At 59.9% G+C, this 13,527-nt stretch carries 8 protein-coding genes; 4 read left to right on the top strand and 4 right to left on the bottom strand.

All coding sequences use genetic code 11. The annotated features are described in order from the left end of the window. Positions 1–119: 119 nt before the first annotated feature. Both HMPREF2860_RS09770 and HMPREF2860_RS09765 read left to right on the top strand, forming a co-directional pair. Positions 120–1,904 (top strand): thiamine pyrophosphate-binding protein, encoded by a 1,785-nt coding sequence (locus tag HMPREF2860_RS09770; protein ID WP_239393072.1) that lies wholly within the window; start codon positions 120–122, stop codon positions 1,902–1,904. Positions 1,905–1,982: 78 nt separating this feature from the next. Next, positions 1,983–3,410, top strand: coding sequence for an MFS transporter (locus HMPREF2860_RS09765; protein WP_070628854.1), 1,428 nt, complete (start codon positions 1,983–1,985; stop codon positions 3,408–3,410). 29 nt (positions 3,411–3,439) lie between these two features. On the opposite strand, the gene HMPREF2860_RS09760 is transcribed toward HMPREF2860_RS09765, so the two are convergent. The 3 genes from HMPREF2860_RS09760 to HMPREF2860_RS09750 form a co-directional block, all read right to left on the bottom strand. After that, positions 3,440–5,662 (bottom strand): hypothetical protein, encoded by a 2,223-nt coding sequence (locus HMPREF2860_RS09760; protein ID WP_049181603.1) that lies wholly within the window; start codon positions 5,660–5,662, stop codon positions 3,440–3,442. Positions 5,663–5,760: 98 nt separating this feature from the next. Beyond that, on the bottom strand, positions 5,761–8,943 hold the full coding sequence (locus HMPREF2860_RS09755; RefSeq protein ID WP_070628853.1) for a bifunctional [glutamine synthetase] adenylyltransferase/[glutamine synthetase]-adenylyl-L-tyrosine phosphorylase: 3,183 nt from the start codon (positions 8,941–8,943) through the stop codon (positions 5,761–5,763). Between the two features lie 56 nt (positions 8,944–8,999). Continuing rightward, a complete protein-coding gene (locus tag HMPREF2860_RS09750) occupies positions 9,000–10,340 on the bottom strand; it encodes a glutamine synthetase family protein (protein ID WP_038625946.1) in 1,341 nt (446 codons plus the stop codon). A gap of 140 nt (positions 10,341–10,480) precedes the next feature. Here HMPREF2860_RS09750 and panB point away from each other — a divergent pair, with 140 nt between their 5' ends. After that, the gene (panB, locus tag HMPREF2860_RS09745; RefSeq protein ID WP_224786587.1) at positions 10,481–11,290 is read left to right on the top strand and encodes a 3-methyl-2-oxobutanoate hydroxymethyltransferase; all 810 of its coding nucleotides are present in this window, start codon (positions 10,481–10,483) and stop codon (positions 11,288–11,290) included. A gap of 162 nt (positions 11,291–11,452) precedes the next feature. Next, a complete protein-coding gene (locus tag HMPREF2860_RS09740; protein ID WP_049181607.1) occupies positions 11,453–13,279 on the top strand; it encodes a CYTH and CHAD domain-containing protein in 1,827 nt (608 codons plus the stop codon). Between the two features lie 12 nt (positions 13,280–13,291). On the opposite strand, the gene HMPREF2860_RS09735 is transcribed toward HMPREF2860_RS09740, so the two are convergent. Next, complete coding sequence (locus HMPREF2860_RS09735; RefSeq protein WP_016423068.1) at positions 13,292–13,495, bottom strand: SPOR domain-containing protein; 204 nt, start codon at positions 13,493–13,495, stop codon at positions 13,292–13,294. Between the last annotated feature and the right edge of the window lie 32 nt (positions 13,496–13,527).

Genomic DNA, 13,527 nt, shown 5'->3' with positions numbered 1-13,527 from the left:
TCAACGCCCCCATCCGCGCAGCAGCGATGTGGAATAGTGCCCTCTTTTTTAAGGGCAAACGGCATTATCTTGGGCTATAGGGCTGTTATTACCCCCGTGGTTACCTCACAATTGTTCACATGAGTTTCACTCGAGTTAATAGCCGTCCTATGCCCCACGCGCCCGCGTCTTCCCCGCAGGAAGGTTCCCAAAAGACCACAACGGTCTCGCGGGCGCTGGCCGACACACTGGCCCAGCACTGCGACCACTGCTTCGGTCTCATCGGCAATGCGAACTCCCACTTCACGTCAGCCCTTACTGAATCGGGATTCGGCTACTCCTCCGTCCGACACGAATCGGCTGCTGTCGGGGCCGCCGATGCCTTCCACCGCGCAGGCGGAGGGCTTGCTATCGCGACCGCCACTTGTGGCGCAGGATTCACCAATGCGCTAACCACTCTGGCGGAGGCTCGCGTAGCCCGTATCCCGCTTATTTTTGTCGTCGGCACGCACCCGGAACGCCCCCGCCCCTTTGACCTCAATCAGGCGGCGCTCCTCGACGCCCTCGACGTCTGCCATCGCACTGTTACTCCCGAGTCCGCGCTTGACGACGCAAACTTTGCAGTCCAGCACGCACTGAGCTCTCGGCAGCCTGTCGTGCTGCTGCTCCCCTATGACCTCCAAGAAGCACAGATAACGACATCTGCGTCTGAAACACAGTCAGCTAACCAGGAGCATCTACACACCAGCAGACCAGAATGGTTAGAGTCAACTGTCACGTCGCTGGCAGAGGAACTGCAGGCTGCCCGTCGCCCTCTCATTATTGCTGGTAGAGGTGTGCTACTCTCCGATACCGCCGAGCTAGTCCGCCGCATCGGGGACAGTGTAGGGGCACTGTTTATGCACTCAGCGATGGCTCGTCATGTGCTTTCCAGCCCGTGGCAGATCGGCACCGTGGGCGGTTTTGCGCATACGTGGCAGGTAGAACTAGCTCGACAGGCCGATATGGTGCTGTTCCTGGGAGCAAGCTTCAACGCTTTCCAAAACCGTGGCGGCAACATGTTTGCACCGGACGCGAAAATTATCCAGGTTGTAGACGAGCCCCATCCCGCCGCTCAGCCATCGGTGACACCGCTATTGGCTAAGTTGGAGGAACTTCTGCCCGTCCTGGCAGAGCAGCTGGAGAAGCCCCTGGAATCTCGGGCGCAGACAGCCAAAGATAGCGCAATGGGTGAGACGCTGGGATCGTCGTCAAGCACATGGCGTGCGGAGTTGAAGGCACTGCCGACGACAGCGCAGGTCGAGTCGCTGACGTGCGCGGATGGCCGGTTGGATCCGCGGGCGTGCCTGCAGTATCTAAATCGTATCCTGCCCAATGAGCGCGCTGTGTGTACTGACGGTGGCCATTTCCTGGGATGGGTTCCGAAGTATCTCGATGTACCTGGTCCGCAGCAGCAAGTGATTGTGGGCACGGCAATTCAGTCAATTGGTTTGGGCATGGGCTCGCTTGTCGGCCTCGCGGCGGCACGGCCCGAGGACTATTGTGTGCTAGTCGCCGGTGACGGTGGCGGCACAATGGGTATTGCGGATTTACCTGCGGCGATCGAGCAGCTGCGGCGTGGTCGTGGCGGTTGTGTGGTGTTCATTAACGATGCTGCCTACGGCGCGGAGCTGCACCAGTTTGGCGATGTCGGGTTGGACACCTCGTCCATGGAGATTGCCGACTACAACTTCGCCGCAGTCGGGTGCGCCTATGGCGCTCACGGTTTCAGTGTCGGCAAACCTGAAGACTTTGCCCAGCTCGACGCTTATTTCCATGACGTTTCCAACTCCGATGAGGCTTCCGTTGCCGTAATTGATTTCAAGGTCTCACGGCTGGTGGTTGCGGACTTCGTGAAGGAAGTTCTGGCTAAGGCACAAAGGTAATTTGCCGCGAGCATGATCGGGTCACCTAGACCCCCGGTGCGACCCCCACTTCAGGCCGGTTAGTTGATGGGGTCTACAATGTGGCGAGTGGTAAAGCAGCGTAACGGTAAAGATCAGATTTCATCAACAGATCAGCCCTCCACCGCGGTGGCAAAGGACCCGCGCGAGCACGTCACTGGCCGCGCGATTGCCGTCTGGCTGGCGGCGCTGATTACCTACATCGTTGCCATCGTCGGCCGCACCTCCATGGGTGTCGCTGGCGTCGAGGCGCTCGATCGCTTCCATATCAACGCCTCCCAACTCGCGCTGTTCACCGCCGTGCAGGTTGGTGTCTACGCCCTGGCGCAGATTCCGACGGGCATCATCATTGACCGCGTCGGCGCCAAGAAAACCATGGTCGTGGGCGCACTGATCATGGCGCTGGGCCAGGTCATCATCGCGTTTACGACATCGTATCCGCTGGCTGTCATCGCTCGTGTATTCATCGGCGCCGGCGATGCCACCGCATTCCTCGGTGCTATGCGCCTGCTTCCCGCATGGTTCCCGCTGCGCGTCACTCCGCTGTTCACACAGCTCACGGCTGGTCTTGGCCAGCTCGGTCAGTTCATCTCTGCTGTCCCATTCCTCGCGATTCTGCACGCCGCAGGGTGGGTACCCGCGTTCCTGTCGCTGAGCACCGCAGGTCTTCTCATCGCCATCGTAGGCATGATCGCGCTTGCCGACGTCCCGGAGAACTCCTCCACAGCGAGGATGTCACTTCGTGAACGCCGCGCCGCCAAAAAGGCCGCGAAGACGGCTGCTGAGGGCGGAGCCTCTGCCGCAGCCGAAGAGAAACTGACTATCGGCCAGACTCTGAAGACTGTGACCACTCACCCGGTTTGCTGGCAGGGTTTCTTCACGCACTGGACTGGTTTGATGCATCAGTGCATCTTCACATTGCTGTGGGGCATGCCTCTGATGATGCTGGGTATGGGGCTTAAGCCCTCCGAGGCCAGTGTGGTGCTGGTCATTAACACGCTGTCAGTAATTATCGCCGGGCCGTTGATGGGCATGGTGTCGGCACGCACCGGCCGCGACCGCATCAAGGTTGTTGTCGCAATCGCGTTTATCAACATGGCCGTCTGGATTGTGTTCCTGGCACCGAGCAACCCACCAGCGTACTGGGCAATTATCGTGGTCAACATCCTCATGGCCGGTCTTGGTGCGATGTCCAACTTCGGCTTCGACTCAGTGCGCGAAGAGGTCGATCGCAAGGTACTCGCCACCGGCACTGGGCTGGCGAATATGGGCGGTTTTGTGGCCACCATGCTCGCCGCACAAGGTGTCGGCTTCCTGCTGGATATTGCAGCTCCCGATGGAAACTACACCTGGGAAACCTTCCGCATTGGCTGGTTGGCTGTCGTCGGTGTGTGGGCGATTGGTTTCGTTGGCCTGCTGGTCGCAAAGCGTGCGGCGGCACGCTTTGTCGCCCAGCAGAGCCGTTTTGAGCTGGAACCTACGGAGTAGGAACTACAGGAAGCCGAGAGACAGATTGGTTAGAACAGCGAAAGCTGCTCTGGCCCTTCCAGCCCCTCCGAGTCGTCCGAGTCCTCCGAGTCGTCCGCTTGCTCAGAGGTGTCTGCGTGGCCGCTATCCGCCGTGCGTTCGCTGCCATCGGTCTGAGCACCATGGGAAACGCGCTCACCGGTGTCAGTTTCGGGGGCTGCGTTCTCCGGGGCGTCGTCAAGCGAAGGCGTTGGTTCTACGGCCTCACGCTCATACATTTCCTGCAACTTCTCGGTCTTAGTAATGCGGACTAGCTCGGCGTAGATGACCAGCTTCATAGAACTATTGACCAGTGGCCCCAGCTGGGAAAACAGGACATCAACGTCACCGTCAACCGCGAGGCATGCGCGACGCAGGCTCTCCTCGGAAATAATCCAGCGGGAGGTTTCCGCGCAGGTTTCGCGGTCACCGATGAAGTCCAACGCGAGGGCAACCTGATTACTGGCGACGCCATCCAGTGTGGCAGCCAGACGCTCGTTAGGCGCGGCATCCTTGAACAGGCGGGCAATCTGGACTGCCTCCGCCGTCGGCACCTGGCCAGCGGCATACTCAGCGATGAGTTCAGCGATACGCTGAGCTCCGACATGCTGATCAGTCAGCCAAATGTCGTGCAAGGCATACATGATGGCCATGGCCTGCCACGAGGCGTGCCCATGGTAGAGAATGCCCAAGATGCCGGCCTGCTCCAGCAGCCAACCGACCATCGCGTCCCCATCAGCGCCGTTGCGAGCGCAGAGGTTGTCGACATTCCAAGCCATATGCCCTTCGACGCAGCAGCCATAGAACTTCTGGTCTTCCTCCAGCTGCGCGGCCAGCGACACTACTTCACGTGCGGCAAACGGGTAGCCGTAAGCAAGGGTGGCATGCGACAAATCATCGACACCCACCGTCACCCACGGAAACTCACCGTGCCACGGACCGCGACCAACGAGGAAGCCCGCCACGAGATACGCCCAACGGGTCGAGGCATCGGCGTTGTACCAGTACTGCAGTGCGCGCGGAGTCGGATGCCCGCTGTCAGCGTGAATTAGTCCCGCGTTGACCAGCATCTCCACAATCCAGGGCGCCGCGAAACCGCTCGCGCCTATTGATGCTGCAAAGTCCTGAATCCACAGCAGGCTCGATTCCTCATACATGTGCAACGGGTCCTTCAGGCGCCCGTCGCCGCTGCCCGCAGCATCCATAAACGCCGAAGCAAACGCCACCGCAGCCACAGAAGCTTCGGTCAACTCCTTTGACTCCAGCGTTGCCGGGAAAGACTCCGTCGGATGCGGCTTACGAATCGACCACATGTCGCCCTTGAGCGCCAACGCTACTGCGCCCACCAGACGGGCAACCTCTGTCGGCCCGTTGTGTGCTTCCGCCTCTTGCTCGAATACCGGCATCGCCGGTTCTTCAACCACAGTCAGCAGCAGACGCTCTTCGGCCCATCGCACCGCGTCGGCACGCAGTTCGGACCACATGTAGGAGGGCAAGTATTTCTCGTCGGTTGCCATCCAACGCAGCTCATTGCGAATATCCACCGGCGCTGTCATCACCAGCGCCCGCACCTTCACCGGATCGCAGAGGAAGCCTGCAATTTGCTCCACCTGGCGAGCCTGCAAATTGCGCACCGTCAAATCGCTGGCGTTCAGAGCTCGCGGTGCACCCTCTCCGCGCGCGCTATCCGGCTCCAGCCCCATGCGCTCCATACGACGACTCAGCACATCCGCTGGCATATTCGCCACCAAGTCGGCGACGCGGAAGCTGAGGCTCGGTTCCGCCGGGAACACCTCCGAAATATGTGGCGGCACATGCCACACGCCCGCCGGTTCCTCCCACACGAGCCCCTGGCGCTGGCCACGGCGTAGCACATGCTCAAGCTGTTGCTTGCCGACGCGACGACGTTTGCGGTCAACACCCTTCGGCGTATCGTGTGCCATCACGTCCGCATCCGATGCCCAATAGGCCACTTCTGCGAGGGTATCCAGCGATGCGGAATCCTCCAGAATATGAACTAAGTGAGCCACATCGAGAACATCGGGATCACAAAAAGACAGCGCCGTATGCGCTGAATCCTGTGACATCAGCAATTCCACCGCCTCTTGTCCAGCAGCTGAGGTGTCAGCTGCTGGACACGTGCGGCTCAATAAAAAACGCAGGTCAGTGCCATCGAGGTTGAGAATGAAATCCTCATACCTAGGGCGTACCGAGTAATCGACGTTGCGTTCCATAGCCCACCATTATGCCCGGTCGCCGTGCTAAGACAAAGGCTGCACCCCGCTGCCGCATAATGAGCCTCGCAGCAAGGTTCGGCAGACCTCTGCCCGGGCTACTCGTGGTCGGGGTTCTCCTCACCCCAAAACACGCGATTGACGACACGGCTGGAGTGGCGAGTCAGACGCAAATAGTGCTCAATAAAACCGTTGGAATCCGATGCATCCCATCCTGCAGCACCTGCGACCTGAGTCAGCTGACGCCCCGGCTGTGGCAGCTGGTCCGTGCGCTTACCACGCGTGAGCACCAGCGCATTACGAGCATTCGTCGCCATCAGCCAGGCATCCCGAAGTGCGTCGGTATCCTCCGCATCTAGAATCTCGCGATTTTTCAGCACTTCCAGACACTCCAGCGTCGAAGTGTTGTGCAACTCCGGCACTTCATGGGCATGCAGCATGATTAGCAGCTGCACAGTCCATTCAATATCGGTCAGTGCGCCGGAACCGAGTTTGGTGTGGGTACGCCGATCAGCGCCGCGCGGCAGTCGCTCCGAATCAACACGCGCCTTCATACGACGGACATCGCGGACCATCTTGGCATCAGCTCCGCCCTGTGGGTACCTCAGCGAATCGATGGCCTTGAGGAAGCGGGTGCCGAGGTCTTTATCGCCGGCAATCCAGGTAGCACGTAGCAGTGCCTGAATCTCCCAGGTTTCACCCCAGCGCTCGTAGTAGGTCACATAGGAATCCAGGGTCCTGACAATCGGGCCCGAGCGTCCTTCTGGACGCAGGTCCACATCGACCTCCAGTGGCGGGTCCTGGCTTGGCTTTGCCAGTCGACGACGCAACGAGTCACAAATCCTGGTTGCCCACTTGACTACCTCGGAATCGTCGACAAGCGGCGTTCCTTCGGTGTCCTTGCGAGGTTCACAGATAAACATCACGTCGGCATCGGAGCCGTAGCCCAGTTCAGCACCGCCAAGTCGCCCCATACCAATCACGGAGATAACGCCCGGAACCTCCGAGTCAGGATGCTCCAGCGACCACGCACGGATTTCGGCGGCGAGGGCAGCTTCGAGCACGTTGTCCCACACCATCGACAGAGAGTGACAGACCTCTTGCACATCCATCAGCCCGAAGAGATCCGCGGAGGCAATGCGCGCGAGCTCTGCACGGCGCAACGCACGTGCCACACCAATGGCCTTAGCTGGACTGTTGTGACGGGCAGCCGCTGCGACCAGCGCACGCCCGACTGCATCGGAGTCGGTATTCAGTAGCTTCGGCCCGGACGCACCGTCGCCGAACCGTTTAATTACGTCCGGCGCACTCATAATCAAATCAGACGCGTAGGGCGAAGAACCGAGCACGCGCATCAGCCGCTGACCGACGATGCCCTCATCGCGCAGCGTTCGCAGAAACCAGGTTTCGTCGTGGAGCTTCTCAGAGAGCTTGCGATAATTGAGCAGACCCGCGTCGGGATCTGGCGTCGAAGATAGCCACTCCATCAGCGTCGGTAGGAGCATCGCCTGAATACGCGATTTGCGCGAGGTGCCTGCCGCCAGCGCAGAAAGATGCTCGTAGGCGCGATCCGGGTACTGATAGCCCAGCGCGGCCAGCTGGCGCTTTGCCGCATCGGCCGATAGCTGCAGGGTTCCAATGTCCTGCTCCACCACGGAGTTCAGCAGTGGACGGTAGAAAAGCTTGTTGTGCAGGGAGCGGATCTGCGAGCTGGCCAGTCGAACCTGCTTGGCCAGCGGTTTGCTGGCATCGGTGCCGCCCTCACCGACGAGGCCAGAGGCTCGACCGAGCCACTGAAGAGCTTCGGTGTCGTCCTCGGCGGGCAACAAATGCGTCCGTCGCATCTTCTGCAGCTGCAGGCGGTGCTCCAGCAGACGGATGAATTCGTAGGCGTTAATCAGCGCGGCACCGTCTTCGCGACCGATGTAGCCAGCCTCGACAAGTGCATCGAGTGCCATCACAGTTGGCAGCACGCGGAGGCTATCGTCATAGCGACCGTGGACCAACTGCAGCAGCTGCACCGCGAACTCGACATCACGCAGACCACCGCGTCCAAGCTTGAGCTCTCGGTAGCGAAGCTCTTCGGGGACGTTTTGTACCACGCGGGCGCGCATGCGTTGAACGTCGTCGACGAAAGAGTCTCGCTGAGAGGCGGTCCACACCATCGGGGCTAGAGCATCGATGTATTCGCGGCCCAGCTCGACATCGCCTGTCATCGGCCGCGCCTTCAATAACGCTTGGAACTCCCAGGTTTCAGCCCAGCGCTTGTAGTAAGCGACGTGGGAATCCACGGTGCGTACGAGTGCACCCGACTTGCCCTCCGGGCGGAGATTCGCGTCGACCTCAAAGAAGCAGTGGCAAGAAATCCGGATAAATTCGCTGGCTAGACGAGTAGCTCGGGCATCCGCCGGCTCTGCGACGAAAATGACATCCACATCGGAGATGTAGTTCAGCTCTTCCGCACCACACTTACCCATGGCGATTACGGCCAGGCGTGTTGAGACCGGTGCGGAAGGAAAGACCTGTTGAACAGCCACAGACAGTGCAGCCGTCAACGCTGCATCCGCCAAGTCACTGAGTGCCTCCGAGACCTGACGGAATGGGACTTGTGGCTGTCCAGGGCGGCGGGGACCCCGTGGGTACGTACCAGCCAAGTCGTGGCACGCAATACGCATAATCAAGTCGCGGTAGGCGCACTGCATCGCAACTTCGGCCTCACGGCCGGTGAGCTTCGCACGGTACAAACCGGGGCCTTCAAGCGTGGCGGGCGCAACGACCGGCTTGCGGTACTCCGGTTCCTCCTGCTTTTCCAGACTGGCCTCATCAGTGAGTTCGATGACCTCGGGCACAGCCCCAACGCTGGAGAGCATCTCGCGGAACATGTCTGCCTCAGTGGGAAGCTCAGCTTGGAGCAGAATCCACTTTTCTGGGTGCGCAACCAGGTGATCGCCCAGTGCACTCGATCCCCCGAGCAGCGCAAACATACGCGTACGCAGCGGAACCTGCTCACGCATGGCCTCATCGAGGCCAGACCAGGTGGCCCAGTTCTCCAGCTTTCCATCCTGCTCCAGCTCGTCGAGAGCGCCTTTGAGCCGCACTAGTGCCACGAGCGCCAGCTTGGGGTCGCTGGCTCCGGCAAGCCCCCACAACAGCTGTAGGGACTCCTCGTTGTACCACCCCAAATCTTCCAGGTCAGCGCGCGTCCGATCGTCGTTACGCAAGCCCAGCGCTGCGGGCCGCGGCACTGACTGGCGGGATGTGCGAGGTCGATTCATCACCATTGAAACTGGTCACCCAAAAAGTAAAGACGAAAAAGGTAGGTAGCGGTTCGGGAAAATTAGTAATCCAGGGTTGTGCGCAGCTCCCACTGCGTCACCTGACGCTGGAACTCGCGCCACTCGCGCCACTTATTGAGTAGGAAGAACTCGTAGACATGGTCACCGAGAGCATCGGCCACCAAATCGGAGCGTTCCATCTCCTGCAGCGCCACCTCCAGGGACGTCGGCAAATCGCGGTAGCCCATCGCACGGCGTTCCCGCTTGGTCAGCTCCGAGATGTTGTCCTCTGCCTGCTCCGGCAGCTGGTAGCCCTCCTTAATTCCCTTCAAACCGGCGGCCAAAATTACCGAGTACGCAAGATATGGGTTACATGCGGAGTCCAGGGAACGAATTTCCACCCGGCGAGAGTGCGCCTTGCCCGGCGAGTACATGGGAACACGCACAAGAGCCGAGCGGTTGGCCATGCCCCAGGTCGCAGACGTCGGAGCTTCATCACCAAAGACCGTGCGCTTGTAGGAGTTGACCCACTGATTGGTCACAGCGGAGATTTCGCTGGCATGAGTCAGAATGCCAGCAATGAAGCCCTTTGCGGTGTCGGAGAGCTGATTTTCATCATCCGGATCGTGGAATGCATTTGTGTCCCCTTCGAAGAGGGAAATATGCGTGTGCATGCCATTGCCCGGCAAGTCCTGGAAAGGTTTCGGCATGAATGTCGCCTGCACACCATTTTTCATTGCAATCTGCTTAATGATGTAGCGGAAAGACATCACGTTATCCGCCATAGTCAGCGGATCGGCGTAGCGCAGATCGATTTCCTGCTGGCCCGGCGCGTTTTCGTGATGGGAGAACTCCACGGGGATTCCCATGTCTTCCAACACCGTGATCGCTTCTTGGCGAAAGCGGGGAGCGCGGTCGTAGACCGCCTGGTCAAAGTAACCGCCATTGTCCGTTGGCACCGGCGGCTTTCCGTCAGTAGCCAGGCTCTCTACTAGGAAAAACTCAATCTCCGGGTGGATGAACGCGTGGAAGCCCTCGTCGGCAAGCGCCTTAATTTGGCGGCGCAGCACCTGGCGTGGATCTGCCCACGACGGCTGACCATCGGGCATGACAATGTCGCAGAACATGCGCGCGGACGTGATTGTGTCTTCTTTGTGCAGGCGTGGCATGACCTGGAACGTCGAAGGATCCGGTTGCGCAATGGTGTCAGCCTCGGAGACGCGGGAAAAGCCCTCTACCGCGGAGCCATCGAAACCGATGCCCTCTTCGAAGGACCCCTCAAGCTCAGCCGGAGCGACGGCAACGGACTTCAGATACCCCAAAATATCAGTAAACCAGAGGCGGATATAGCGGATATCTTGCTCTTCGATTGCGCGGAGGACGAATTCCTGCTGACTGTTCATACTTTCCAACGTTACCCAGGTGCCCGGATTCGCGGTACGCATTTTGACCATTCGGCGTGGCTAGCCAACTACCCCACCCGCGTCATAACTGCTGCCCTCGTGGTCTCGGATTGCGTGTGACTATGGCATGCTCTATTGGCATGAGCGGAAAAAAGATTCGTCTGAATAATCTGGCCGAATGGAAGGCTGAGTCTCGCCCCTGGGCAATGCTGACTTGCTACGACTACTCCACCGCGCGCGCTTTTTCCGCCGCCGGTGTCGAGCTGCTACTGGTCGGCGACTCTGCAGCAAACGTCGTCTACGGCTACGACACCACCACCGAGATCACGCTGGAAGAAATGATTCCGCTTGCTCGCGGTGTCGTCCGAGGCGCTGGCAACGCACTTGTGGTTGCCGATTTACCCTTCGGCACTTACGAGGCCTCCGATGAGCAGGCCGTGCTGTCCGCCGCGAAGATGATGCGCGAAACCGGCGCACACATGATCAAGATCGAAGGTGGCGTGCGCATCGCTCCGCGCATCCGTGCGCTGGTCAACGCCGGCATTCCGGTTATGGCACACATCGGTTTCACTCCGCAGTCCGTCAACGCGCTGTCCGGCTTCAAGGTACAGGGACGCGGTGCGGGGGCGGAACAGCTGCGTGCCGACGCCCACGCGGTAGCCGATGCTGGTGCCTCGGCCGTGGTCCTGGAAATGGTGCCTGCAGATTTGGCCACTGAGATTACCCGTGATCTATCCATCCCAACCTGTGGCATTGGCGCTGGTAACCAGTGCGATGGCCAGGTTCTCGTCTGGCAAGATGCCTTTGCAGTTCCGGCCGATGGCCGCAGGCCGTCGTTTAGTTCGGTGTTCGAAGAGGTCGGCGAGATGCTGACCAAGGGAGCTAAGCAGTATGTCGACCAGGTGCACTCCCGCGAGTTCCCAACTGAGGCACAGAACTTCTCGGGTTAACCGCCCTGGGGTGAGCCGATTTTTTTGGACTGGGCTTTCGTCTAAAGGCCCCGCCCAGCCCCCGTCTACGTCTAAGGGCACCGCCCAGTCCAGGCAATCAAATACGAAAACCAGACATCCGTAACTTAAGGGTTCTTCGATTCGGGGGTAGAATTGGTGCTTATGGCATCTAAGTCTGGTTCTAAGTCCAAAACTCCAACTGCGGCGTTGGAGGTGGAATCTAAGTTCTCAGCTACCCCAGAGGTGGTAGCCCCATCGTTCGATTTCGTTCCACAGGTTGGCTCCACCACCACTGAGGTGCGAAATCTCTCCGCGATTTATCTGGACACGGCGGACCTGCGTCTGACCCGTTCCAAGCACACCCTGCGTCGCCGCACCGGCGGCCCCGATGAGGGTTGGCATCTGAAGGCGCCGGGCAACGGCGGTCGCCTCGAATATGGCGTTGACCTGGAAGAGGGCTCTGTTAACGGTGAAGGCCGCGACGCCGACTACGTCGTGCCCACCGAGTTGCTTGCCCCCGTCCGCGCAATTGTGCGCAATCACCCGCTGCAACCAATCGCGCAGGTAGACAATGAGCGCCACGTCACCACGGTGTTTGCCCTCGATGGCACTCCCATGGCGGAGTTCGCGGATGACCACGTCACGGCGACTTCCTTCCTCGACGGCGGAGAAACCACCACCTGGCGCGAGTGGGAGATTGAGCTTCTGGGGGATTGGGCAGATCACCCGGACGGCAAGGCTGTAATGGCAGCGATGTCCAAGGTCGCTGAGGTGGCTGGTGCCGTGCCGTCGGAAAGCCCGTCGAAGTTGGCGACGGCGTTGGGTGACTCCATCGATTCTGCTCCCCTGCCGCCGACTCCAGCGAAGCTGCCGAAGGGCACGCCGGGGCGCACCGTGGTCGATGCGCTGGCCGCTAACGTGGCCAAGATGGTCGAGTACGACCCGAAGGTACGCCGCGATGAATTTGACTCGGTGCATCAGATGCGCGTCGCCACTCGTGAGCTGCGCAGTCACATGCAGACCTTCCACGGCATTGTCGTGGGCGATAAGGTCGCTGAGCTGGAGAGCAACCTCAAGCAGCTGGCGGGTGTTCTCGGTGTGGCCCGTGACGCAGAGGTCGTTGCTATGCGCTGGGAGGAGCTGCTGGCCAATCGCGAAAGCGCCGCTTTAGGCGAGGAGCTGCGTGCGAATCTCGTCGAGGATGTCCAGAAGGACTACGACCGCGCTCATCAGCGAGTCATTTTCGCACTCAATTCCAGCGAGTACCTGCAACTTCTCGACGATCTCGATGAGTTCCTCGCCAACCCGCCAATCGCCGCAAACTCGGAAGAGGCCGAGGCTGGGGAAAAGAAGTCCAAGAAGAAGGATGATTCGCTTGTCGACGACGCGGAGGCCGCAGCCTCCGAGGATGCTTCGGCAGCTGACTCCGAGGTCGCGGCTGAGACTGATACTGCTGCTGCCGCCGATGCAGCTGCTTCCACGACCTCAGACAAGGCCGAGCCGGAGAAGGTAAAGGCACCGAAGGAACTCGACACCACTGCGGTGCTGCTCGATCACTTGCGCAGCGCGTTTTCGAAGTTCCGTCGTCGCCACAACCTGGTACTCGATGGCCGAGAGGATGCTGACCTTCCAGAGGCAGATTTGGACGAGCGCTACCACGATGTCCGCAAAGCTGCGAAGAAGCTCCGCTACAGCGCGGAAGCTGCTCAGAACGCGGACCTGCCGACCGAGAAGCTCTACGCTGCCTGCAAGAACCTGCAGTCGGTTCTCGGTGACTTCCAGGACACCTGTACTGCGCGTGACTTCGTGTTGGCTCGCGCTAAGCGTGCCTCCCGTGCGGGCAGGGACGCCTTCGGCTACGGCGTGCTTTACCAGATGGAGTACTACGACGGCCTGAAGGCCCTGGCTGAGTACGACGATGCCGCGGCAAAGGTTTTCAAGGCCTTCCGCAAGATGGAAAAGAAGATTAAGAAGGGCAAGAAGGCCTAAACGCGTAGAGCCTTATTTCTCAGCTACGCCCCAGTCATCATCTTCTTCATCCCAGTCGTCGGCCGCCTTGTTGCGCTCGGCGACTTTTTCCATGGCAGCGCGGGCTTCCTCTTCGGAATCATAAGGGCCCATTCGGTCGTCCCAACCGGTTTTCTTCCCCTGAAACACCGTGCCTGTCGATGGCTGGTAGTACCACTTACTGCTGTTGTCGCTCACGATTCTTCTCCTCTTCCACATCGAGAACATGT

This window comes from Corynebacterium sp. HMSC064E10 (assembly GCF_001812505.1).
GTDB classification, from domain to species: domain Bacteria; phylum Actinomycetota; class Actinomycetes; order Mycobacteriales; family Mycobacteriaceae; genus Corynebacterium; species Corynebacterium amycolatum.
The sequence above is the reverse complement of the archived record's forward strand: the minus strand, read 5'-3'. Positions and strand labels throughout refer to the sequence as shown.